The organism is Anseongella ginsenosidimutans, from assembly GCF_008033235.1.
Lineage (GTDB): Bacteria > Bacteroidota > Bacteroidia > Sphingobacteriales > Sphingobacteriaceae > Anseongella > Anseongella ginsenosidimutans.
Map to the genome: position 1 here is coordinate 3,113,171 of NZ_CP042432.1, position 23,678 is coordinate 3,136,848.

The following is a 23,678-nucleotide window of genomic DNA, read 5'->3' on the forward strand; positions in this document are numbered from 1 at the left end:
ATTTTCGGGAACAAAGCGAAGCTTTGAGGATCCCGAAAATCAGCATGAGCGAGTCCGGACACTCCAAACCGCATGCACGCGCGCAAAGGCCTTCACCAGAAACTACCCATTCTTCTTCTTTTCCTTAAGCTTCCATCGTTTAAAAACGATCTTATTAGAAAACCGCTTCAAATGGTATTGCTTCGGCTCCCCGATCAGGAACCCATAAGGCTGACTCGCAGGATTCGCTTCAAGTATTACTTTAAGTACCGCCGTGAAAGGAATGGCCAGAATAAGTCCTGCCAGGCCGAACAACAGGCCTCCGAGCAACAGGGAGATGATGGCCATCAGCGGGTTGATGCTTACTTTCCCTCCTACGATATTTGGAGTGATTACATTGCCCTCCAGGAATTGCACCACCTGGAACCACCCGATCACACCCAGCGCATACCAGGCGCTGTCTTTGGTAGCCAGGGCAAACAAGGCGGGGAGCAGCGAACCGATAGCTATGCCAATATACGGGATCAGTAATAATAGCGAGGCCAGCGTCCCGAAAAACCAGGCGTACTGGATGCCAAGGACATAAAGCCCGCCCGTGTTCAGCACGGCAACAATGGCCATGACAGTTACCAGGCCCAGCAGGTAATTTTGTACTACTCCGTAAATTGTATCCAGAGTATCCTGGACTTTCTGTTTTGGGGTAGAAGCAAAGGCCCGAAAGAAGAACTCCCTGAAAAAATCGCGGTAATACAGGAGGAAGAAAACATATAGAGGTACCAGGATAATGCTTGCCAGGATGCTTCCGGCAGATCCAAAGGCCCGGGTCACATAGGCGGTGGTTTTTGAAAGAATAGCGCTTGACTGGTCTTTAGCCCGCAGCCACATTTCCCCCGGCTCCAAATTAAATGTGCTTGTTATCCAGTTTTGAATAGTATCGACAATGAGAATGAACTTATCATGAAGGTCGAAATCCGTGTGACCGATGATGATCACCTGGTTGATGATAAAATAGATAAGCGCCGCAATTAAAATGATAGCGATAATAACCGAAATAATGGCGGCAGCAGCCTTAGGAAGCCGCCAGTTCTCCAGCCGCCGGGCAATTGGAAAAAGCGAAATCGCTATTAAAATAGAAAACAATAAGGGGACGATCACACTTTGCAGGTAATAAAGGATCATTACAATCAATACCAGGCATAATAAACTTGCTGCCAACTCAACAGGACGTGATTTTTGATTCATTTTCTGCTCGGTTACAAATCCACCTTATTATGGGTAAATATATATATTTTAGCGCGACAAACTCTTATAATGTGATTACCAATGAGTGCTGACCCCATCCATGCCCCGGGCAGGAGCGTTTACCGCGCCGTAGTAAGCGCGCTCTTTTTTCTTTCCGGCTTATGCTTTTCCAGCTGGGCTTCACGCATTCCTACTATTCAGCAAAAAATGGGATTGAGCGAAGCGGGCCTGGGTGGTGTACTCCTTGCCCTGCCTGCAGGGCTTATGCTGTCTCTTCCGGTTTCCGGCTGGCTGGTTGCCCGCGCCGGCAGCCGGGCCATCGTTATTGCTTCGGCGCTTGTATACAGCCTTCTGCTCATAGGAATTGGCCTGGCAGAGACCCATTTAACACTTATTATTTGCTTGTTCGCATTTGGCTTTGCCAACAACATGCTAAATATTTCAATGAACACGCAGGCTGTCGGGGTAGAAGCCATGTACCGCCGCACCGTGATGGCGTCTTTTCACGGCTTATGGAGTGTCGCGGGATTCGCCGGAGCGGCAATCGGATCGGTAATGATCGGGAATAATATATCTCCTTTTTACCATTTTACGTTCATTATGGCGGCCTGCTGGCTGATCGTTGCGCTATGCTTCCGTTATACCGTAAAGGAGGATTCCGGAAAAGGGGAAAAGCGGCCTCTTTTCGTATTGCCCGACAAATCCCTGATCTACCTGGGTATCATCGCCTTTTGTTCCATGATCTGTGAGGGCACCATGTTTGACTGGAGCGGGGTGTACTTTAAAAAAGTAGTCCTTGCAGAAAAAGCGCTGATAGGGGCCGGGTACATGGCTTTTATGTTCACAATGGCCGGATCCCGATTCGTTGCCGATTGGTTTTCCACTCGTTTTGGGTTTACCCGCATTCTCCAGGCAAGCGGGCTGTTTACCTGTACCGGGCTTTTACTGGCCATAATTTTCCCTTCCCCGGCCCCCGCCATTGCGGGATTCTTCCTGGTGGGGATCGGAGTATCCTCCGTAGTGCCTCTCGTTTATAGCGAAGCCGGAAAATCAACGACCACCACTCCGGGGGTGGCGCTGGCGGCAGTTTCCACGATCGGTTACCTGGGATTTTTACTTGGCCCGCCCCTGATCGGTTTTATAGCCGAACTTAGCAGCCTTCGCATTTCCTTTCTGCTGATTGCCTTAATGGGCCTTACCATTGCGCTGATGGGTAGAGCGAGAAGTGGTCATAAAAGTAGTTAGCCGGCTTCAGCCCCAGCCATTCCTCCCTGTTGCTGTCCAGGTCTTCAAAAGTAAAAGACGCAATATCCGGCCCGTTGAATTTCGGTTTATGGTGCCGGGGCTTGCCCTTTTGGATAATGCCAAGCCCGTGATCACAGTCCAGCACAAACACGTTAATATCATCACGATGAGCGCGGAGGTGTACGATGGCTTTCCAGACATCCCCGTTCCATATCCCGGTGAAGTTCCTGTCTTTGTATTCCTTAAAGGAACAAGCGTGTTCGCGATTCCGCGGATTGCAATCATGTACAATAATGATCCCGTCATCTGACAGGTGGTCGAGGGTGTTTTCAATATCGCGCAATGCGTAGGAATATTCGTGCATGCCATCTATCAATGCAATCTCGATTTGCCGGTTTTTGTACAGGGAGCAGGCATCTTCTATGAAAAACGCATCGCTGGTCTTCTGAAAATACTGGTTGAAAAAATTGCTGGGGTTAAAAACGGTTTTCCCGATTTTCCGGTAAACAGTAAAATTGGGCTCCGGGTCAACAGCAACCTTAAAGCTGCTTTGAATCCGGAAAAACACGTGCCCGTTAAATACCCCGATTTCGAGATAGTTTTTGAGCTTCCTTTGTTTCATCAAAGTTTGAATCACGTACAAACGGTCCATACATTTAGTTTAGGTGAAAAAATACGGCTTTACCTGCCCTTCTCCCGGGAGGGTTGGGACGCGTAATTGAAAAATTCTTCTTAAATTAACGGAATAATTTAAATTATAAAAAATATGAAGTGTCCGTCCTGCAGTGAAACGCTTTTAATGAGCGATAAGAATGGAGTTGAAGTTGATTATTGCCCCAACTGCCGCGGCATTTGGCTGGACCGGGGTGAGCTGGACAAGATCCTTGAGCGTTCCGCCGATCATTATTCCAAGAAAGAAAATTATGATACGGATTATAAACGGTACGGCCAGGAATATTCCGACCAGCGTCCCCACAATACGGGCCATCGTCCCCATAAGAAGAAAAAGTCCTTCCTCGGGGATTTCTTTGATTTCGATTAGGCCATGAAGCCGGGGAGAAAACTTCCTCTTCTTTTACTGTTATTGCTTCCCGGCCTGGTAAAGGCCCAGGAACGCTATTATCATTTGCTTGCCGGAACGTATACTTCCGGAATAAGCGAAGGTATTTACGTTTACCGGTTTGATAGCCAAACAGGTAAAATCGTTCATACCTATACTGCAAAAGGAGTGGAGAATCCTTCTTTTCTTGCGGCATCGGCAGACGGGGACTTTGTTTATTCTGTGAACGAGCTGGGAGGCGGAAAAGAAGGGGAGATAAGCGCGTTTAGTTTTGACAATTCCACGGGTAAGCTGGAATTGATCAATAAACAAGTATCGGGAGGGGGATCTCCTTGTTATATCAGCTTAAGCCCGGACGGAAAATTTCTTGTTGCGGCGAATTATTCCGGCGGCAATCTCAGCGTGTTCCCCCTGAGCGGAAATGGTTCGCTGGAAACACCTGTTCAAATTATCCGGCATGAGGGCAGCAGCGTGAATAAACAGCGACAGGAAAAGCCGCATGTGCATTCCGTGGTTTTTTCACCGAACGGCAAGTTCCTGTTTACCGGCGATTTAGGAACCGATAAGGTGAATGCATACCGTTATCATCCCGAACGAACTTCCAGGCCGCTGACGCCGGCCAGTCCGCCATTTACTAAAGTCACCGCCGGCGGAGGACCAAGGCACCTGGTATTCAATGACGATGCTACGTTTGCCTACCTTGTCCTGGAAATGACAGGCATGGTTTCGGTGTTCCGCCATGAAAACGGGCGGTTAAAAGAAATTCAGCAAATTCCTATGACGGCTCCAGGCTTTTCCGGGGAATCAGGCGCTGCCGAGATCCGTATTTCCCCCGACGGGAAGTTTCTTTATGCATCCAACCGGGGGGATGCGAATGAGATCACGATCTATGCTATTGATGCAGGCAGCGGAAAACTGACTATAGCCGGACGGCAGCCTACCCTGGGTAAGACACCACGTAATTTCATGATCAGTCCGGATGGAAACTTCCTCCTTGCCGCTAACCAGAACAGCAACAGCATCGTTGTTTTCCATCGCGACCCGGAAAGCGGTCTGTTAAAAGCAAGCAAAGAAAGGGTAACTATCGGAAACCCGGTTTACCTGATGATGCTGCCTGTTGCAGATAATTTGTAGCGTATTTGCCCCTGCATTTTGTCGCAATTGTCCTGTCCTGTTTAATATCTTCGGTATATTTTTGCATGATGATGACTACTCCGGGTGATTCACAGCCGCAGCCTTCGTTCTGGCAAGATCTGAAGAGCGCTATCAAAGGTACTGAAGCGGATTATACACAGATCCCGCTCGGCCGGGCAATTTTCCTGCTTGCTGTGCCGATGATCCTTGAACTGGTAATGGAATCGACATTTGCGATTGTAGACATTTATTTCGTAGGTAAGCTTGGCGCATCCGCGGTATCGGTCGTTGGATTGACGGAGACCTACCTGTACCTGCTGTATTCAGTAGCAATGGGACTCGCAACCGCTGTTACGGCCATTGTGGCCAGGAGAGTGGGGGAAAAGAAGGCAAAGGACGCCGGTGCAGTAGCCGTTCAATCCATCTTTATCGCCCTTATCGCCTCACTTCCTTTCGCTGTCGGGGGAATATTTTTTCCGAAGGAACTGCTGGGGCTCATGGGCGCCGATCAGTGGGGCATTGAGAATGGTTACCGCTATACGCAATGGATGCTTGGGGGAAATGTCATCGTTGTGCTGCTTTTCTTGCTGAATGCTGTTTTCCGGGGAGCGGGAGATGCCGCTATTGCCATGCGTGTCCTCTGGATAGCGAATGGCGTGAATATATTACTGGACCCCCTGCTTATCTTTGGCTGGGGCCCATTCCCCGCACTTGGTATTGAAGGTGCGGCCATTGCGACCAATATAGGGCGGGGAGTTGGCGTGATTATCCAGCTTTGGCTACTGTTTAAGGGTGGAAAGCATATCCGGGCCACCATGTCCCAGCTTTACTGGGACGGCAAGACGATGCTGGCCATTCTGCGCACCTCCGCGGGAGGGATCGGGCAAATGATCGTTTCCATGACTTCCTGGATTTTCCTGATGCGTATTCTTGCCGGGGTAGGCAGCGAAGCCGTCGCCGGAGCCACCATCGCACTGCGCGTAATGATGTTTACCATGATGCCCGCCTGGGGATTATCAAACGCCGCCGCCACACTCGTAGGGCAGAACCTGGGCGCCGGCCACCCCGAACGGGCGGAATCCGCCGTATGGAAGATAGGATTATACAATATGATTTTCCTGGTAGCGGTGTCCTTCTTCTACTTTTTTTATAATGATTCGCTGATGCAGATTTTTACGGGAGATGATCGCGTAATAACTATCGGGGCGGAATGGCTGAGAATATTGTCATATTCCTTTTTTGTATATGGCTGGTGGATGGTATCGGTACAGGCTTTCAATGGCGCCGGTGACACCAGAACGCCCACTCTGATCAATCTCGTTTTTTTCTGGCTGATCCAGATTCCTTTATCTTATTTTCTTGCGATCTATCTTGACCTGGAGCATTCCGGCGTATTTTGGGGCGTATTTGTTTCCGAAACTTCTGTGGGCCTGTTTACCCTTTGGCTGTTTAAAAAAGGCCGCTGGAAAACGGTTCGCGTATAAAGCAGGGGAGGCTTAGGCAAAAGCGGTATACACAAGATAGCCCGCGATCAGCGCAAGCCCGAAATACACATACCGGAAGAATGAGTCACTGTTCAGTTTATGGTTTAAATACCTTCCGAGGAATAAGGCAGGGATGGCGGCAGGCAATGAAACCAGGAAATAAGTGAATACTTCCGCCGTCATAAGGCCCTTGACGGCATAGCCAGCTACACCAAGGATGCTTGCCGGTAAGAAATAGGCCTGCAGCGTAGCCCGGAAATGTTTACTGCTCCATTTCCTCATGTTTCCATATACCACCAGCGGGGGCCGTTCAGGCCGTACGCTCCGCCAAAGACCCCTGAGAAGAAACCGCAGGCAAACAACCAGAACATATTATCCTTTTTCAGTTCAAGCGATTTCTTTTCAAAAAGGGAATAAACCGAATAAAACAAAATTAGCATACCCAACCCCAGCTTGACAAGGAAATCGTTGCCATAAACAAGCAAGGCCAATCCCAGAGGAATTCCGGGTATCGCGAACAGAATTAACCATTTGGCACTATTGAAATGGATTTTCCGGTGGTCCTGCGCTACAACAACCAATGCAATAAAGATGGACAAAAGCACCGAAAGCGGCACCGCCGTTTCTACCGGAATGAACTGGATCAATAAGGGCACCGCAACCAGCGATTCCCCGAAGCCAAAGGTGGAACGCACCAGCGTAGCAATGAAACTGGTGAGAAGAATGTAGAAGAAGATACTGTCCATTAGCAGGGAAAGATAAGGATATGGAAATTACCAGGGAATTACCGTATCTTGTTTTTACTAAACAAAGCGAGAAAAATGCTAAGACCTGTCCTTTTTTTATTTTTTCTTCCCGTTTGCATGTTCATATTCCCGCAGGGATTGCTGGCGCAGGAATCTGACGCCAATGAGCGTCCATTTCTGGTGCCATTCCGGGTCGAAGGCAAATGGGGGATGATGGATACGCTGGGGAATGAAGTGAAAGCTCCCGGCTTCTGCAAACACATAGATGTCCGGGACGATTTTTCCTATTATGTGATCACCGGCCTTTCCGACACCCCTGCCTGCTGGCTAATGGATTCCCGTACCGGGGACCGGATAAACCTGGGGGTGCTAAGGTCTGCGGCTCCCTTGCTGGAAATAGATAATACGTTGTTTTATCAATTTGAAAAAGATAACAAGATCGTTATTGCCTCGCCAAATAGCCGGAAAAAGTATGTACTTGATGCGCGTTACCGGGAAATAAGCGCTTTCAGAATTTACGACCGGGAGGGAGAAAGAGAGGCTTTATTTCTAGTGGCTTATGATAAGGACAGCACCGGTTCCATTCTATCGGCGTCCGGCAACTTCAAAAAGGTTAAACAGGTGCCGCCCTTCAGGAGAATGGAATTGGTAAGCAGAATAGCAGCAGAAGATGATCCGAGGGCATCTTTCCCGGTAGGGTTTGCGGTTGAAACCCTGAACCAGGGAACCGAAAACGGGACGAACTGGAATGCCCGGCTGTTCGATTTCCGGTTAGTTGACATGGGAACCGTTCCAGTTACTGATTCGGCGCTGACCGTCATGTTTGGGATAACTATGGTGACACAGGACAATGCGCTGGTACGCATCAGCCCGGGCGGCGGGATTATTAAAAACGGTTTAGACGGAGATCAAAGCATAAAACTGAACCAGGAGTTTGCCATCAAATGGACCCATAAAAAGACCGTAACATCCGCTTTTAACTACGTGTATTACCTGGTTCACAAACAAGCCAATAACAACCTCAGGGAATTGGTATCAAATAAGGACGCCCGGTTCGACTGGGTATCCGATCGCGGTGAAAAGCTGATCTCCATATGGTTCAAGGAGGGGGAAAACCGGTTTAAAGCCTATTTCGATTACAATGGCGCTGCTCTGCCTAAACATAAACTAATGATCCCTGCAAAATACTACAAAGGAGAAGAGATGCAGCCTTACCTGCTCCGGTAGCTGCCGCTCTGGCTTATTTTTGTGGTGACCCCGGACAGGCTCGAACTGTCGACCCGCTGATTAAGAGTCAGCTGCTCTACCAACTGAGCTACGGAGTCAGTAATTAACGATAAGGAGCGGCAAAGATAGAAATTTTCGGACTGGTTTGAAAATTATACGCGATGCTTCCGTTGTTTTCTTTCCTTTCGCATTTGCTTTTGGTGAGGGCTTGGGTATAACAATAATGCTAATCCCGCAATAAGCATAATAAGTATAATGGAGATTTCTACAATTCCCATGAGAATTTTTAAGATATTTATTTTTACCTGCTATTAGTTAACGGTAAAAGCCTTAAAAATTATATAACGGAAGCTGAACTATTTTTCATCCGGCTGATTCGGGTACTTTCAGGCCGGCGGAAAAGGTTTCATTTAGTTTCTTTATGAAGTAAGCTGAAAGGAGTGGAGATTCTTTTTCAACATTCTGGTGGACAAAGAAATAAAGCGTTTGAAGGCCTGCGCTGCGCCAGTCTTTGATGCGCTCCAGCCAACTGTCCAGGCGCGAATAGTCGGTAGAATGGTTGGCTCCCACATAGCGAATGAAGGCAGTGGGGCTGGTCAGCCGCATATGCAGCATGTCCCTTCTTCCGGCGGTGTCTACAATAATATTCGTCTTTCCCTGGCCTTCCAGCAGCTGATAAAATTGCTCAGCGGCGTCTCTATCGGTAAACCACTCCGTATTTCGCATTTCCACGGCCAGCGGGATAGCCGGGGGATAGTTTTTGACAAATGTTACCAGGCGTTCAATATCTTTCGGCTTAAAATTATCGTGCATTTGCAGAAAGCTCATTCCAAGCTTTTCTTCGAAATTGCTGATGGCGTCGCAGAAGGCTTCCACGGGTTCCTGCACATTGATAAGCCGCTTAAAGTGACTGATCGTATTGGGTATTTTGGGAAAGAACCGGAAGTTTTCCGGCGTCTTGCTTTTCCAGGTTTCCACCTGCGCGCGGTCGGGAGAATTATAAAAGGTGGCATTCAGCTCAATGGAGTTGAACTGGCTGGCATAATAAGAGAGTTCATCCTTGGTGCCCCTGGGGTAAAACCCTTTCAGGTCCTGCCGGTTCCATTTGGCGCAGCCTACATAAATTTCAAAAGGCTGCTTGTTTTTATGGGCTTTGAGTACCCGCTTCGTATCCGGATGGTCAGCCGGAAGGCTGAAATCTATTTCTCCGGGATTATCTACCGTGCCGAACTTCATAACGTAAAAGTATTCAATTTAGGTGAATGCGCAAATAGCTCACTTTATGGTTGTGCTTCTGCAGGGGATATGCTAATTTGCAGATCAAAGAACAGATGGAATGGCGAATAAGAGTAAACAATTGAAGGGCCTCAAGCAGGTTTTTACTCAGTTGGTAATTAATATTTTAGCGAAAAGCTCCGGCAAATCGCTTAATTATAAGCAGGTGAGTTCAGCGCTGAATATCACTGATGCTGAAACGCGGGAAGTGATCCTGGAGATACTCAAGGATGAAGCAAAGGAGGGAACGTTCAGGGAAGTTTCGAAAGGAAAGTTCCAGATCAGCGATATGAAAACTTACGTGACCGGTGTGATTGACATGACAGCAACCGGTTCTGCCTATGTTGTTTCCGATGAATTGGAGGACGATGTCTTCATCGCTCCCCGTAAACTCCGGAATGCCCTGCATAAGGATAAAGTAAAGGTATTTGTTTACGAACGAAAGGGGGGCAAAAAGCAAATAGAAGGGGAGGTGGTGGAGATCCTTGAGCGGTCTAAAAAGACGTTTACCGGGCAGCTCGTCGTTTCAAAGAATTTTGCTTTCCTGGAACCGGATGACCGGAAGATGCTGCACGATATTTTTATCCCGCTTGAGAACAGCAAGGGAGGAAAAGACGGGCAGAAAGCCGTAGCCCGTATTACTCAATGGCCGGAAGGTGCGAAAAACCCGGTGGGGGAGATCGTGGAGATATTGGGAAGCCCGGGCGAGAACAATACCGAAATGAATGCTATTCTGGCCGATTTCGGATTTGCGACGTCTTACCCGGAATCAGGAATCAGGGAAGCGGAAGCTTTTGACGGCAAAATTCCTTCCGGAGAGATCAAAAACCGCCGTGACTTCAGGAAAATAACCACCTTTACCATTGACCCGGCCGATGCAAAAGACTTTGACGACGCTATTTCTTTCCGCAAACTTGAAAACGGAAATTATGAGATAGGCGTCCATATTGCTGACGTTACCTATTATGTCAAGCCCGGATCGGAGCTTGACCGGGAGGCGGAAGAGCGGGGCACTTCCGTTTATTTGGTTGACCGGGTGATTCCCATGCTTCCCGAGCGGCTTTCCAATGATCTTTGTTCATTGGTGCCTAAGCAGGATCGCTTGTGCTTTGCCGCTGTATTTGAACTGGATGATAAAGCCCGCGTTCTCAATGAATGGTTCGGGCGTACGGTTATTCATTCCAACCGGAGATTCAGTTATGAAGAGGCCCAGATGGTCCTGGATACCGGAAAAGGAGATTTCGCCGGTGAACTGCTGAAGCTGAACGAACTGGCTTATATTCTGCGCGAACAGCGCTTTAAGAATGGGGCCATTAACTTCGAAACCACGGAGGTGAAATTTCGCCTTGACGAAAAAGGCGTTCCCCTGGGCGTATACGTGAAGGAACGTAAAGACACACATAAGCTTATTGAAGATTTTATGCTACTGGCAAACCGCCTGGTGGCCCGCTTTATAGGAACCCGGGGCAAAGGCAAGAATAAGCCTCCCTTCGTGTACCGGAGCCATGATGCGCCTGATGCGGAAAATATTGCCACATTTGCCCAGTTTGCGGAAAAATTCGGATATAAGATCAGTACGAAATCCACCCGTGAGATTTCCCGTTCCCTTAATTTTTTAATGGAAGATGTCGTGGGCAGGAAAGAGCAGAACGTACTTACGCACCTGGCCATCCGGGCGATGTCCAAGGCAAAGTACACCACGAAGCAAACCAGCCACTACGGATTGGCTTTCGATTATTATACACACTTTACTTCGCCCATCAGGCGGTATCCCGATGTCATGGTTCACCGGCTGCTTGCGCATTACCTTGACGGCGGGAAACCCGTAGACGCCGCTGAGCTGGAGCCGCGCTGCGTACATGCTTCCGAAATGGAAAAGCGGGCGGCGGATGCCGAACGTGCCTCGGTTAAATATAAACAGGCGGAATACCTTCAGGATAACGTAGGAGAGGTTTACCAGGGCGTTATTTCCGGGCTCACGGAATGGGGAATGTATGTGGAGATCATAGAAAACAAATGCGAGGGTATGGTGCGCCTGAGGGAAATAGACGATGATTTTTACGTGCTGGATGAAAAGAACTACTGCCTTATCGGGCAGCGGAAAAAGAAAAAGTACCAGCTTGGCGATGAAGTGAAGGTCCGTGTTAAAAATGTAAATTTAGTAAAACGGCAGATCGATTTTAAAATCGTCATGCAGTAAGCGCGAAGATGTATTCTTTTAAAGAACTGCAGCATATCGTAGATACTGCTATTAAAAAAAGCGTTTACCCCGGCTACCTTCCGGAGTTATACGATCCTATTACCTATATCATGAGCCTGGAAGGCAAACGGCTGCGGCCCTGCCTGGTGTTGATGGGCTGCAATCTTTTCAGCGAAGACATTGGCGCGGCGGTCAACCCTGCTCTGTCTGTTGAACTGTTCCATAATTTCACCCTGATGCATGACGATATCATGGATAAGGCTCCCCTGCGAAGGGGCGCTCCTACCGTGCATCGCAAATGGAATCCGAATACCGCAATTCTTTCCGGCGACGTAATGCTGGTGGAGGCCTATAAGCTTATGGCGAAGGTAAGTCCGGGCTACCTGGAAAAAGTGCTGGATATTTTCAGCCGGACGGCCGCCCTGGTTTGCGAAGGACAGCAACTTGATATGAATTTTGAAAAGCAGGAGTTGGTAAACATTCAGGCTTACCTGCAAATGATCGAACTAAAAACGGCGGTGCTGCTCGGCGCCAGCCTGAAAATAGGCGCTGTTACCGGCGGAGCTGCGAATCACGAAGCGGAAGAGCTATACGGCTTCGGAAAGAACCTGGGAATTGCCTTTCAGTTGCAGGATGATTACCTGGACCTTTACGGCAACCCTGAAAAATTTGGCAAACAGGTAGGAGGGGACGTGCTTGCCAATAAGAAAACCTACCTGTTGATAAAAGCGTTTGAGCTGGCCGGGCCGGAAGAAGAAAAGACACTCAGGAAATGGCTAAGGCCGGATGCCCCACGGCCGGAAGAAAAAGTCAGCGAAGTGAAGAAGGTCTTTGATGCGCTTGGTATTCCGGAAAAGATCAGAGAAGAAACGGCATTGTTCACCAGCCGGGCTTTTACCCACCTTGACCAGGTTGCCGTACCTGCGGAGAAAAAATACATCCTCTGCGATTTCGCAGAAAAACTGCTTCGGCGGGAAAAGTAGGCGGAATGGACAAGACAAGGAAACGGACAAAAATAAAACCGGGCTTCTTCTGCAATCTTTGATCGCGGTGAAGAAACCCGGTTTTGTTTAGAAGCAACTTCGGGCCGGAGGCCTTGGTTGTTCTTCGGTATGAATTATTTTCCGCCTTTCAATTCGTCCTGCAGTTTCTGCAGCTCATCCCATTTGCCTTCGGCAGCAAGAGAAGCCTGATGCGGCCAGGTGCCGGGATCATGGCTGCTGAACTGGCTTCCGGCTTCATCCAGGATCTTTTTAATGTCTTCCGCAGAGGCTTTTGACATCTTTTCGAAAGAGTCTACACCAGCGGCAACGAGTACGTCAGCGATCTTGGGGCCAACGCCTTCGATCTTTTTCAGGTCATCAGCTTTGGCTGCTTTCTTTGAGGCCTTTGGTTTTTCTTCGCTCTTTGCAGCTGCGGGAGCCGCTTCTTCAGAGGAAGCTTCATCTGCCGGGGCCGGTGCAGCTTTTTTTGCTGCTTTTGGCTTTTCTTCGGCAGCTGCCGGAGCCGCTGCAGCTTTTTTCGCCGAAGCAGTTTTTTTAGGTGCTGCAGGCTTGCTGGCCGCATCTTCAGGAGCTGCTACAAGCGGCAATACCGATACGAAGGTCTTGTCTTCTGCACCTTTTCTGAAAAGAACCGTGCCGTCAACCAAGGCAAAAAGGGTGTGATCCCTGCCAATGCCTACATTTTTTCCCGGGTGATGCCTGGTGCCTCGCTGACGGACAATGATATTGCCAGCAATGGCAGCCTGTCCTCCGAATATTTTTACACCTAAGCGTTTACTATGTGATTCGCGTCCGTTCTTTGAACTACCGACGCCTTTTTTATGTGCCATGTTTTAATCAATAAAAACGTTAAACGTTAATGTTCTCAATCTGAATTTTGGTGAAAAATTGACGGTGACCGTTCTTTTTCTTGTAACCTTTTCTTCTTTTCTTTTTGAAAACGATCACTTTATCGCCCTTCAGGTGAGAGACGATCTTGGCAGATATTTTCGCGCCCTTTACTGTAGGGGCGCCAACGGTTACTTTTCCGTCATTATCAACCAGTAATACGTCGTCAAATTCAATACTAGCGCCCTCGTCTCCCTGCAGCCTGTGTACAAAGAGATGCTGGTCTTTTGCAACTTTAAACTGTTGCCCGGCTATATTTACTATTGCGTACATAAATTATGTGTTTTTAAACGAGGCGCAAACTTAAGGATTATTCCCGATTAAATCAATTGTTCTCCAGCTTCTTTTTCATGTTGGATTCGATGAAGGCAATAATCCGTTCGATCTTATCTTTATAACGTCTTTCCCCCGGTAATTGGTCTCGTAAGCGACTTTATACTGTTTGCGCTCATAAATGGCGTCTATGGTATAAACGCCGGTTGTGCTGTCGGCAGAACCTTCATTCTGCATCTCGTGGGGCATTTCAAAGAAGTTATTGGTATAAAGTATCCGGTGAAACTCCTGTAATTCATCGCTGCTAAAGGAAATTGTATCTTTAACTGCCCCCCTGCCGGGCAGCAGGTAGTCTACCGTTCCTTTGGCAATGTCAATATGCGCTTCCCTGCCCCCGGAGCGATGAAGTCAACCTTTATCGTTTGGAAATCCTCGAATTTAAAAGGTGCTTTCCGGATCATTTCTCCATAATAATAGCCGCAATACACCAAAAAGGGTACTACTACCATAACAAAGAGGTAGATCTTTTTAAACCTTGGACTCATTCTTTCACTTCGGCATCCGCGTACACGGAAGTGTCTTCTACAGCAGCCAGGTAACGTTCAGCGTCCAGGGCAGCCATACAGCCACTTCCCGCTGCGGTTACCGCCTGGCGGTAAATCCTGTCCTGTGCGTCGCCACAGGCAAATACGCCTTCAATATTCGTTTTGGTAGTACCGGGAATAGTCTGAATATACCCTGTCTCATCCATGTCCAGCCAGCCCTTGAAAACATCCGTATTGGGCTTGTGGCCTATGGCGACAAAAAAACCGGTCACGTCAAGGATCCTTTCTTCCATGGTCAGGTTATTGACCACGCGGACCCCTTCCACCGTTTGTCCGTTCCCGATTATCTCCTGGGTTTCGGTATGGAAGAGGATCTCAATATTGGGGGTATGTTCCACGCGGTGAACCATGGCTTTCGACGCCTTGAACTCGCCTTTTCTGACGAGCAAGTATACTTTCCGGCAAAGTTTTGCCAGGTAAGTGGCTTCTTCCGCCGCGGTATCTCCTCCGCCGACGATGGCAACGTCCTGGCCCCGGAAGAAAAATCCGTCGCAAACAGCGCAGGCCGATACGCCGAAACCGTTATATTTCTTTTCTGATTCCAGTCCGAGCCATTTGGCCGAAGCTCCGGTAGCAACGATCAGTACATCAGCAGTCACCTGCGTGGTCTCATCAATGGTTACCTTATAAGGCCGTTCTGAAAGGTCCACGTCGCTTACATAGCCGAAACGAACAGCGGTGCCAAAACGTTCGGCTTGTTTCTTAAAATCTTCCATCATTTCTGTCCCCTGGGTCCCTTCCGGGTAGCCGGGAAAGTTTTCCACTTCCGTAGTGGTCGTCAGCTGGCCGCCGGGCTGAATGCCGGTATAGATAACGGGTTTCAGATCAGCGCGCGCTGCGTAAATGGCAGCCGTATAGCCGGCAGGCCCTGAGCCAACGATCAGGCAGCGGATATGTTCTCTTTTTTCTGACATTTTATGGTTCAATGTTTAATGTTCAAGGTTTGCGGATGCCGGAATACGGTGGTTTTCCCGCATAATAAAGCCTCCGCCAATAAGGTCATCGCCTTCATAAAAGACGGCGGATTGTCCCGGAGCAACCCCCGCGACGGCATGATGAAAGTCCACTCTCATGGTATCGCCTTCCTGTTCTATGGTACTCAGGGTGCCGGCGTCTTTGTAGCGGATCTTCGTTACCGCCTCCACAGGTCCTTCCAGGGAAGCATATTTTACCAGGTTCACGTTCCGCACCAGGGCTTGTACGCGCTCCAGCTCTTCTTTCTTTCCCAGCACAACGGTATTGGTTTCAGGAATGATCTCCTTGACGAACACCGGCTCGCCCAGGGCAATTCCAAGGCCTTTTCGCTGTCCGACGGTATAAAATGGATAGCCTTGGTGCTGACCCACTATTTTTCCGTCCGTAAGTACGAAGTTCCCGCCTTTTACCTTTTCATCAAGATCATTTACCCGGTGCCGGAGGAAAGAGCGGTAATCATTATCCGGCACAAAACAGATCTCGTAACTTTCGCTTTTCTGTGCAAGCTCCGCCTGCCCCATTTCCATGGCCATTTGACGTATTTCCGATTTGTGAAAGCGGCCCAGGGGGAGCATCGTGCGGCTAAGGTTTTCTTGTGAAACGCCCCACAGCACATAGGACTGGTCTTTATTCGCATCAAGGCCTTTGGAAACCACGAAACGGCCTGTTTTTTCTGATTTACGGATATTCGCGTAATGGCCGGTAGCAATGAATTCGCAATCCAGCATATTTGCCCGTTTCAGCAGGGCTTCCCACTTAATATGAGTGTTGCAGAGGACACAGGGGTTGGGGGTGCGGCCGGCAAGGTATTCTTCCACAAAATTATCTATCACAAAGTCGCCGAATTCATTGCGGATATCCAGGATATAGTGGGGAAACCCATAATTCACTGCAAGCGACCTGGCATCGTTGATCGAATCCAGGCTGCAGCAGCCGGTTTCCTTTGAAGAACTGCCGGATGAAGCATAATCCCAGGTTTTCATGGTTAAGCCGATCACCTCGTAGCCCTGCTCGTGCAACATAACGGCTGTTACCGAGCTATCCACTCCTCCGCTCATCGCGACCAATACTCTTCCTTGCTTACTCATTAATAAATTCCTTCAACAAGCCAACCGCTGTGTTTCTAAAATGTTTGCAAAGATAAGAAGAGTCAGTCAAAAATCCAGTATCATGGCCGGCACGACCATTATAGCCAGCCCTTTTTCCGGAAGAAGTAAAGGGTAATTCCTACCGAAACGATCATCAGGCCAATGGAAAAAGGATAGCCGTAATCCCAGCCTGTCTCGGGCATCAGGTCGAAATTCATTCCGTAAATACTCGCGATCAGGGTAGGGGGCATGAAGATCACCGCGGCTACGGTAAATATCTTAATGATCTTGTTCTGTTCAATGTTCACCAGGCCCAGGAAAGTGTCCTGCAGGTATTCCAGCCGGTGAAAGCTGAAAGCGGCGTGTTCAAGCAGGGAATTAATGTCCTTGATCATGATCCGGATCTCATTGTCGAATTCGCCGGGTACGTATTTGCTTTTCAGCATGCTGGAGATTACCCGCTGCTTGTCAATGATGACCAGCCGGAGCATCATGGTCGTTTCCTGCAGCTCGGTAATATCATAAATGGTGTCCTGGTTCAGTTTTTCTTCCTGAAGCAGTTCACGGCCTATTCGGGAAATATCGTTGGCGATCAGCTCCAGGTGATCCGCATCGAAGTCAATACGAATCTGGAGTAGTAACATAAGCACATCATACCCGTTTCGAAACTTCCTGGGATTTAGCTCAATACGCTTCTTCAGCTCGTTGAAAGATTTAAACTCGGAGCTTCTTACCGTAACCAGGTAATTGTTTTTAAGGATAAAGGAAGCAGGCTCCACCGAATGCTGGTTGTCCGCGTGATAAACGAGGAAGTTGGAATTGGCAGTGATCATTTTTTCGGTTTCGATGAACCGCGAGCTGCTCTCAATTTCCTGCAATTCCTGCTGATCCTGGATTTTGATGTGGAACTTGGTGCTGATGATCCTTTTTTCGGTTTCATCCAGGCGATTCAAATCTACCCATATCAGATTGTTTATATCAATCTGGGATAATTTGTAAAGGTTGTTTTCCTTCACTATCTTATCGCCTGTCTTATAGTAGATTGCAACCATATTCCTCCTTGAAGTGCCGCACTTTTCGCGCTCCTAAATTAGGATTAGTTTGGGAGCTTTCAAAAATCACAACAATATGAAGTTTTAAACGTTTATTTTTGTCATTCAATAATGAAAATAATGATCAAACGACTGGCGCTCCTTACGGGAGCCATTGCATTCCTTCTTGCCTGCAATAAACCTGCCGGAAAAACATTCCAGCTTAAGGTGCAGCTGGAAGGATTAAGTGAAGGAGAGAAAGTATATTTATATAAACCGGATACCGCTACCCTGGAACCCCAGCCGGTAGATTCATTGGTATATGCCGCAGGCGGCCTTGTTTTCGAAGGAACGGTTGACCGCCCTCTGCCGTTCTACCTTCTTTTTGAAAAGCATAAGGGGGGCGTTGAAGTATTTGTTGAAGAAGGGACGATAGATGTGACCGGGAATATCAGCGATATCGCAGCCGTGAATGTCCAGGGGTCTGCCGCGCATGATACCTACAAAGAAGCCATTAACGGCCTGAAAGAGATCGATAAAAAGGAACGCGCGCTTTACCAGCGTTATGTGGCCGCCCAGCAGGAAAATAATGCCGGACAGCTGGCTGTACTGGATGAGGAGTACGAACTCCTGGTGAAGGAAAGGGAAGATTTTGTGATAGATTTCACCGGCAGCCATCCGGCTTCGCCCGTGGGCCCTTACCTGATCAATGCCGTGGTTTATGATCTTGATTACAAACGGGTACAGCCTGCCTTTGAAAAGCTGAACGCGGAAGTGAAATCCCATCCTTTCGGAAAGAAGCTGGCTGATCGGCTGGCGATAGCAAAGAATACTTCCATTGGCTCGCCCGCACCGGCATTCAGTGGAAAAAACCCGGAGGGCGAGACTGTTTCGCTCGAAAGCTCCCTGGGAAAGATCACCCTGATCGACTTCTGGGCCTCCTGGTGCGCTCCCTGCCGGAAAGAGAACCCCAATGTAGTGAAGCTATATAATGAATTTCAGCCGCTTGGCCTTGAAATTATCGGCGTTTCCCTGGACGACAATGCAGAAGCATGGAAACAGGCAATCAGAGACGACCAGCTCGAATGGAAGCACCTCACCGATCTGCAGGGATTTCAGTCCGCCATTGCCCGGGAATACGGGATAATGGCCATTCCTCAGACCTATCTTGTGGATGAAAACGGCGTGATCATTGCGAAAGGATTAAGAGGAAAGGCATTGCGGGAAAAAGTCGAAGAATTACTCGGTTCTTAAAAAAAGAAACCATGACATCCGATGATTATTTACCGGTACCCTGGGATTTCCGGGAGGTACTGGACGAAGCTATTCAGAAGGGCGTATCAGGCCGTATCCATTATTTCAGCCCGGAACCTCAGGTGGAACGGGTGGAAGGACGTGTAGATGCTTTGAAGAAAGAAACCTCCGGTGAATACTTGCTGACTGATAAGGGAGAAAAGGTGCGTCTGGATAAGATAATTACCTTGTTTGGCAAACCGGGGCCTGCTTTCGATGATTACGAAAGTTATGGAAACGCCTGTATGAATTGCCATGACGATGAAGATGACTAGGAAATTATACGCAGGTTTAAAAAGAAGGGGCTGCACTTTCGGTACAACCCCTTTAACCTAAACCTAAGCGATAAAACTTGTGCTCTGAGAAGCACTAGTCCATTTCAAATTCTTCGCCTTCACCGCCGCCTCCCATGCCTCCGTCGTTTCCGCCGTTTCTTTCGCCGCGTTCTCTTCCTTCCTGAAGCCTTCCGAATGTATAGCTGAAGCCAAAGGTGAGATAACGCGACTGCCGCTGATACGTGCTGGTCTGATTGTAAAAATTGTTCTGCAGGTCCATGCTCCATTGGCGGTTATTAAATACATCGGAGAAACGAATGGAAAAATCCGCCCTGTCATTGAGAAAGGATTTCCGAACGCCGATATTGGTAATGAAGTTTCCTTTCATCCTTCCCTGAGCGATTGACCGCGGACCCTGGTAAAAGGCGAATACATAGCCTTTAAAGTCAAACGGCAAGGGGAAGAAGGTGGAAAGGTTCGATGTGAAGGCTGTCGTCTGGTTATCTTCGTCAAAGCCAAACACTTCGTTTTTCCTTACGCCTACGCTTACCCTGAAATTCCATTCCGGCAGAATATCCGCGCCCATGCCGGTTTCAAGCCCGTAGTAGCGTTCACTGCCAACGTTGTCAAAATTCGTGTAGGATATACCTGCCGTATCCACGGTGCGTATACGCTGTATAGGATCATTGCTGTGCCGGTAAAATACCGAAGCGTAAAGGTTGAATTGCTTTACAAATTTATTGTAGCTGGCCTCGAAGGAATTAATGAATTCCGGTTTGAGTTCCGGGTTTCCTGATTCGATGTTTTCCGGATCGGAATAATCGACAAAGGGATTTAGTTCATGCCACCTGGGCGTTCGCACCCGCCGGCTGTAGCTGAAAGTGACATTGTCATTATTCTGAAGCCGGTAAGACATATTGAGGGTAGGCACCAGGTTCAGGAAGTCAGTTTTATAATACTGATCCAGCAGGTGTTGGGTAGTTTCAAGAACGGATTTCTCCAGACGCAGCCCGCCCTGCAGGCTGAACCGGTTCAATTCGGTACGGTACATACCGTATAGAGAATAGTCGCTTTCCAGCGAAGTAAAATCATTGGAGAGCGCGTCATTTACCAGGAATTCCCCGGCGCTTTCATCAAAATACTCAGCCCTGAATACATTTTCGTCCGTTTCCCAGTCAGCGCGGAACCCAGCTTCCAGCCGTGATTTTTCGCCAAAGGGCTGCACGTAATCCCCTTCCACGGTAAATCCTACATCGTCGCTGGTAGATACCTGGTTCTGCAGCGATTCCATGCTTTCCCACTCACTGTTCTGATCGAAATGCATATTATCGTCGTCGGACCGCGTTGAATAATAGGCCTCGAGATTCAGAATATGATCCTCGCTCGAAAAGGTTTTATCGAAATCGATTCCTGCCCGGTAATTCCAGCTATTCTCCCTGTTATCAATGATCCGGGTGTAAGCGGAGTCAAGGGCCTGTCCCTCGTCGAGAAAACGGGTAATAAGTGTTTCATCTTCGTTCTCCGTATCGTGGCCCAGTCCAAAAAAGGCGCCTATCCGGCTTTTAGAAGTAATGTTATAATACAGGTTACCATTATACGAAAAATCCTGATCCTCGTCGGTTCCGTCGCGGGTCTGGTCCGTGAAAAATACGTTCCCTGCGGGGAAATTTTCCCGGAAGAGATTGCTGCTGGACAGATCTCTGTCGTATTCAAAGGCAATACTATTGTTAAAGCTGAATTTCCTGCGGGCAATATTTACGTTAACCGAAGGGGAGTAGGTATTATTGGAAGTGACCGACAGGTTAGCAATCCCGCTGACACCGGAAAGGTATTCGCTTTTCGTAATAATGTTAAGGACAATGCCTCCTTCTTCGGTCGAGTACCTGGCCGAAGGGCTGGTCACTACTTCGATCTTTTCGATCAGGCCGGACGGGATCAGCTTGAGTACGGTTTCAATATTATCTCCATAAATGCGGGAGGGCTTTCCGTCAATAAGTACACTTACTCCCTGGCCCATTACGCTGGGAACGCCTTCCTGGTCAAGTTCCACCATGGGAATTTGTTCCAGGACATCGCTTGCATTGGTACTCATGGACTTGATGTTGTCCGAAACCGTGAAAATGGTTTTGTCCAGGTCATACTGTATATCCATGGCTTCCGATTCCACCACGACTTCATCGAGCGTTTCCGAATCCAAACGAATGGATATCACGCCTAATTCGGTTGTTTCGCCGGCCTGTACCCGCACGTTTCCAACGCCTTTTTCCGTGTATCCGACGAAGCTGACATTTACGGTGTATCTTCCAGGCCGGATATTTCCAAGGGAGAATTTGCCTCCGGCCTCCGTCTGCGCTCCGCCGACGAAAGTAGAATCGGGTAACGAAAGTAAGGTTACGCTTGCAAAATCAACCCCTTTTCCATCGGCATCCCTGACTGTACCGGTAATTGTTCCCGCCTCCTGCGGGTTTGATTGTTGCGCATGTGATCGGCCGGGAAGACAAAGAAGGCTTCCGGCAAGTAAAAACGAATATGTAAGGATTCTGAACATACAAAAGGACGTTGTGAAATAGAAAAATCAAATATCGCACCGTGATCTGTCTCAAACCTGATTATATTTTGAAGGAAAGTTGAAGATTTACGAACTCAGAATTGCAGGCGGAACTGATGCTCCGAGCCGGAGTAGCTATAGGATATCAGCATATTGTTTTGGGTGCAGATCTGTTTTACAATGGCCAGGCCCAGACCAACGGAATCGTCGGCCTGTGTGCTTTTTTTAAATCGTTTGAATATTTCGGCAGGAGCAACTTTCAGCGGATCCCCGGTATTTTCAACGATCAGTTCTTTTTTCGTAAGCGTTACCGTGATCCGGCCTTCCATATAATTATGCCTGATGGCATTACTCATCAGGTTGCTCAGCAGGATGTCCGCCAGCACGGGATGAATAGAAAGTTCTACATTCTCCGCTATATCCTGTTTGAGGGTGATCGATTTCATTTCAATCAATTCTTCAAAGGCAAGCAGGTTATCTGACAGAATACGGCTGAAGTCGATTTTACCGGGCGTCTCAAATTCCTGGTTTTCCAATTTAGCCAGCAGGATAAGGGACTGGCCCATTTTACTTAGTTTTTCAACTGCGTTATGCGCACTCATAATCAGTTTGGCCTGGCTGTCATTGATCTCTGATTCCATGAGAAGTTCCAGCTTTCCCCGGATAATGGCCAGCGGCGTTTGCATTTCATGAGACGCATTCTCTGTAAATTCTTTAAGGTTGCTGTAATCATGCTGCGCTTTTTCCGTCATATGCTGCAGGAAAAGATTGAGTTTTTTGAATTCGCTGGTGCGCGTTGGTGCGAGCTGAAGCGGTTCTTTTTGCCTGAGGGTAAACGCCCTGATAGCCCTTAATGTACTGTGAAAGGGATGAAGAAGATGTTTCGAGATCAGGTAACTCAGCAAGCCGGTCACGACCAGCATGACAATGAATATACCGGTAATGGACTTAATTACCGCATCCGTTATGTCGTCAGATTCTACCATTCCATCGTAGGCAGCTATGTAATAATGCTTCCCGTTTACCTTGTAGGATGCGCTTACTTTTATCTGCTGCTCCAGGCGCTGAAGAAACTTGTGCATTACTACGGTATCGGTTACACGGAAATTCATCTCCGGCCTGGCAAAATCAAGCTGTTGTATTTCCATATTATGCCTGGCAAGAGAATCCGGATGCATTCCCCGGCTAAGTCGCCGGACGGCTGCGTCCAGTTTTCCTTTCAGGTAAAGGGATTGCTCGAAGTCGACTTCCTCTTTGATCTCCCGGTAGGAGATAACGCCGCCGATTGCCAGGGCGAGCAGGGTGATGACCAGGTACCAGATAGCAAACTTAAAGACCAGCTTCATACCTTTATTCAATTATTTCCGGTTAGCCTCATCCCCGGTTTGCATTAAATTTATAACCCAGGCCGTAAACCGTTTCAATATAATCTTTGCCTCCCGCCTGGATGATCTTTTTCCTGAGATTCTTCACATGTTGGTAAACAAAATCAAAATTCAGCAGGTTGTCCGCGTAGTCGCCCCAAAGATGTTCTGCAATTGATTGCCGTGTGAGTACGCGGTTCTTATTGGTCAGAAAATAGACCAGCAATGCATATTCTTTCCTGGTAAGCTCCAGTAGCTGCTTGTTTACGAGGGTTTCCATGGTATCCATGTTAATATGGATCTCGTTGAAAAAAATCTCCTTGTCACCCTGGATATATTTCCTCCGGTAAAGGGCTTTCAGCCGGGCATTCAGCTCGGGCAAATGAAAGGGCTTGGTCAGGTAATCATCAGCGCCGAGTTCCAGCCCGATTACCTTATCGTCCAGCGAATTCTTAGCTGAAATGATCAGCACGCAGCTCTTTATTTTTTCGTTCTTTACGAACCTTAAAATGTCCAGGCCGTTTCCGTCGGGGAGCATAATGTCCAGCACCACGCAATCATATGCAAAAGCGCCAAGTTTGTTGACTGCCTTGGCGTGACTGTCAGCAAGCTCGCAGACGTAGCCCTCCCTCTGCAGGTATTCGGTAATATTTTGGGCTAGTTCCAGGTTGTCTTCTATGACAAGAATCTTCATGATCGAAACAAATCTATAGTTTATTTTTGATGGAACCTTGAAGATTTA

Annotated in this window: 23 protein-coding genes and 1 tRNA gene; 9 read left to right on the plus strand and 15 right to left on the minus strand. The window is 48.1% G+C overall.

The window, feature by feature from the left end:
- Positions 1 to 102: 102 nt before the first annotated feature.
- The gene (locus FRZ59_RS12855) at positions 103 to 1,221 is read right to left on the minus strand and encodes an AI-2E family transporter (RefSeq protein ID WP_132128848.1); all 1,119 of its coding nucleotides are present in this window, start codon (positions 1,219 to 1,221) and stop codon (positions 103 to 105) included.
- 81 nt (positions 1,222 to 1,302) lie between these two features.
- Here FRZ59_RS12855 and FRZ59_RS12860 point away from each other — a divergent pair, with 81 nt between their 5' ends.
- Positions 1,303 to 2,466: an MFS transporter gene (locus FRZ59_RS12860; protein ID WP_132128849.1), complete on the plus strand. Its 1,164-nt coding sequence runs from the start codon at positions 1,303 to 1,305 to the stop codon at positions 2,464 to 2,466.
- Here the strand turns inward: FRZ59_RS12860 and FRZ59_RS12865 are convergent.
- The gene (locus FRZ59_RS12865) at positions 2,417 to 3,088 is read right to left on the minus strand and encodes a class I SAM-dependent methyltransferase (protein WP_207910258.1); all 672 of its coding nucleotides are present in this window, start codon (positions 3,086 to 3,088) and stop codon (positions 2,417 to 2,419) included. The genes FRZ59_RS12860 and FRZ59_RS12865 overlap by 50 nt on opposite strands.
- Before the next feature lie 144 nt (positions 3,089 to 3,232).
- Between FRZ59_RS12865 and FRZ59_RS12870 the strand changes: the two genes are divergently transcribed.
- The 3 genes from FRZ59_RS12870 to FRZ59_RS12880 all read left to right on the plus strand — a co-directional run bounded on the left by FRZ59_RS12870 (position 3,233) and on the right by FRZ59_RS12880 (position 6,144).
- Positions 3,233 to 3,508, plus strand: coding sequence for a TFIIB-type zinc ribbon-containing protein (locus tag FRZ59_RS12870; protein ID WP_132128851.1), 276 nt, complete (start codon positions 3,233 to 3,235; stop codon positions 3,506 to 3,508).
- Positions 3,509 to 3,511: 3 nt separating this feature from the next.
- The gene (locus tag FRZ59_RS12875; RefSeq protein ID WP_132128852.1) at positions 3,512 to 4,660 is read left to right on the plus strand and encodes a lactonase family protein; all 1,149 of its coding nucleotides are present in this window, start codon (positions 3,512 to 3,514) and stop codon (positions 4,658 to 4,660) included.
- Between the two features lie 65 nt (positions 4,661 to 4,725).
- The gene (locus FRZ59_RS12880; RefSeq protein WP_132128853.1) at positions 4,726 to 6,144 is read left to right on the plus strand and encodes an MATE family efflux transporter; all 1,419 of its coding nucleotides are present in this window, start codon (positions 4,726 to 4,728) and stop codon (positions 6,142 to 6,144) included.
- 12 nt (positions 6,145 to 6,156) lie between these two features.
- Here FRZ59_RS12880 and FRZ59_RS19490 read toward each other — a convergent pair whose 3' ends face one another.
- The gene (locus FRZ59_RS19490; RefSeq protein ID WP_262713121.1) at positions 6,157 to 6,426 is read right to left on the minus strand and encodes a TSUP family transporter; all 270 of its coding nucleotides are present in this window, start codon (positions 6,424 to 6,426) and stop codon (positions 6,157 to 6,159) included.
- A complete protein-coding gene (locus FRZ59_RS19495) occupies positions 6,423 to 6,890 on the minus strand; it encodes a sulfite exporter TauE/SafE family protein (protein WP_262713122.1) in 468 nt (155 codons plus the stop codon). Before FRZ59_RS19495 ends, FRZ59_RS19490 begins: the two co-directional genes overlap by 4 nt.
- A 75-nt stretch (positions 6,891 to 6,965) precedes the next feature.
- On the opposite strand from FRZ59_RS19495, the gene FRZ59_RS12890 reads away from it, so the two are divergent.
- Positions 6,966 to 8,117, plus strand: coding sequence for a hypothetical protein (locus FRZ59_RS12890; protein WP_132128855.1), 1,152 nt, complete (start codon positions 6,966 to 6,968; stop codon positions 8,115 to 8,117).
- Between the two features lie 22 nt (positions 8,118 to 8,139).
- Here the strand turns inward: FRZ59_RS12890 and FRZ59_RS12895 are convergent.
- Both FRZ59_RS12895 and FRZ59_RS12900 read right to left on the minus strand, forming a co-directional pair.
- Positions 8,140 to 8,215 (minus strand) — tRNA-Lys (locus tag FRZ59_RS12895).
- Between the two features lie 265 nt (positions 8,216 to 8,480).
- A complete protein-coding gene (locus FRZ59_RS12900) occupies positions 8,481 to 9,353 on the minus strand; it encodes a DUF72 domain-containing protein (RefSeq protein WP_132128856.1) in 873 nt (290 codons plus the stop codon).
- A gap of 100 nt (positions 9,354 to 9,453) precedes the next feature.
- Here FRZ59_RS12900 and rnr point away from each other — a divergent pair, with 100 nt between their 5' ends.
- The gene (rnr, locus tag FRZ59_RS12905; protein WP_132128857.1) at positions 9,454 to 11,592 is read left to right on the plus strand and encodes a ribonuclease R; all 2,139 of its coding nucleotides are present in this window, start codon (positions 9,454 to 9,456) and stop codon (positions 11,590 to 11,592) included.
- Positions 11,593 to 11,600: 8 nt separating this feature from the next.
- Positions 11,601 to 12,575 carry a polyprenyl synthetase family protein gene (locus FRZ59_RS12910; protein ID WP_132128858.1) on the plus strand — a complete coding sequence of 325 codons (975 nt, stop codon included), beginning with the start codon at positions 11,601 to 11,603 and terminating at the stop codon, positions 12,573 to 12,575.
- A 134-nt stretch (positions 12,576 to 12,709) separates the two neighbouring features.
- Here FRZ59_RS12910 and rpmA read toward each other — a convergent pair whose 3' ends face one another.
- The 6 genes from rpmA to corA all read right to left on the minus strand — a co-directional run bounded on the left by rpmA (position 12,710) and on the right by corA (position 17,477).
- Complete coding sequence (gene rpmA, locus FRZ59_RS19615) at positions 12,710 to 13,426, minus strand: 50S ribosomal protein L27 (protein ID WP_132128859.1); 717 nt, start codon at positions 13,424 to 13,426, stop codon at positions 12,710 to 12,712.
- Between the two features lie 19 nt (positions 13,427 to 13,445).
- Positions 13,446 to 13,757 carry a 50S ribosomal protein L21 gene (rplU, locus tag FRZ59_RS12920; RefSeq protein WP_132128860.1) on the minus strand — a complete coding sequence of 104 codons (312 nt, stop codon included), beginning with the start codon at positions 13,755 to 13,757 and terminating at the stop codon, positions 13,446 to 13,448.
- Positions 13,758 to 13,832: 75 nt separating this feature from the next.
- The gene (locus FRZ59_RS18535) at positions 13,833 to 14,006 is read right to left on the minus strand and encodes a hypothetical protein (RefSeq protein WP_158640631.1); all 174 of its coding nucleotides are present in this window, start codon (positions 14,004 to 14,006) and stop codon (positions 13,833 to 13,835) included.
- A 292-nt stretch (positions 14,007 to 14,298) separates the two neighbouring features.
- Positions 14,299 to 15,276 carry a thioredoxin-disulfide reductase gene (trxB, locus tag FRZ59_RS12925; RefSeq protein WP_132128862.1) on the minus strand — a complete coding sequence of 326 codons (978 nt, stop codon included), beginning with the start codon at positions 15,274 to 15,276 and terminating at the stop codon, positions 14,299 to 14,301.
- Between the two features lie 15 nt (positions 15,277 to 15,291).
- Positions 15,292 to 16,425, minus strand: a complete 1,134-nt coding sequence (gene mnmA / locus FRZ59_RS12930; protein WP_132128863.1) for a tRNA 2-thiouridine(34) synthase MnmA — start codon at positions 16,423 to 16,425, stop codon at positions 15,292 to 15,294.
- A 98-nt stretch (positions 16,426 to 16,523) separates the two neighbouring features.
- Positions 16,524 to 17,477 carry a magnesium/cobalt transporter CorA gene (gene corA / locus FRZ59_RS12935; RefSeq protein ID WP_132128864.1) on the minus strand — a complete coding sequence of 318 codons (954 nt, stop codon included), beginning with the start codon at positions 17,475 to 17,477 and terminating at the stop codon, positions 16,524 to 16,526.
- A 120-nt stretch (positions 17,478 to 17,597) separates the two neighbouring features.
- Between corA and FRZ59_RS12940 the strand changes: the two genes are divergently transcribed.
- Together FRZ59_RS12940 and FRZ59_RS12945 are read left to right on the plus strand one after the other, a co-directional pair.
- Complete coding sequence (locus tag FRZ59_RS12940) at positions 17,598 to 18,710, plus strand: TlpA disulfide reductase family protein (RefSeq protein ID WP_158640632.1); 1,113 nt, start codon at positions 17,598 to 17,600, stop codon at positions 18,708 to 18,710.
- Positions 18,711 to 18,721: 11 nt separating this feature from the next.
- Entirely contained in the window at positions 18,722 to 19,024 is a 303-nt protein-coding gene (locus FRZ59_RS12945; protein WP_132128866.1) for a hypothetical protein, read from the plus strand.
- 94 nt (positions 19,025 to 19,118) lie between these two features.
- Here the strand turns inward: FRZ59_RS12945 and FRZ59_RS12950 are convergent, their stop codons facing one another.
- From FRZ59_RS12950 to FRZ59_RS12960, 3 genes are all read right to left on the minus strand, one after another.
- A complete protein-coding gene (locus tag FRZ59_RS12950) occupies positions 19,119 to 21,572 on the minus strand; it encodes an outer membrane beta-barrel family protein (RefSeq protein WP_132128867.1) in 2,454 nt (817 codons plus the stop codon).
- 95 nt (positions 21,573 to 21,667) lie between these two features.
- A complete protein-coding gene (locus FRZ59_RS12955; RefSeq protein WP_225975060.1) occupies positions 21,668 to 22,918 on the minus strand; it encodes a sensor histidine kinase in 1,251 nt (416 codons plus the stop codon).
- Between the two features lie 28 nt (positions 22,919 to 22,946).
- Positions 22,947 to 23,630: a response regulator transcription factor gene (locus FRZ59_RS12960; RefSeq protein ID WP_132128869.1), complete on the minus strand. Its 684-nt coding sequence runs from the start codon at positions 23,628 to 23,630 to the stop codon at positions 22,947 to 22,949.
- Positions 23,631 to 23,678: the final 48 nt, after the last annotated feature.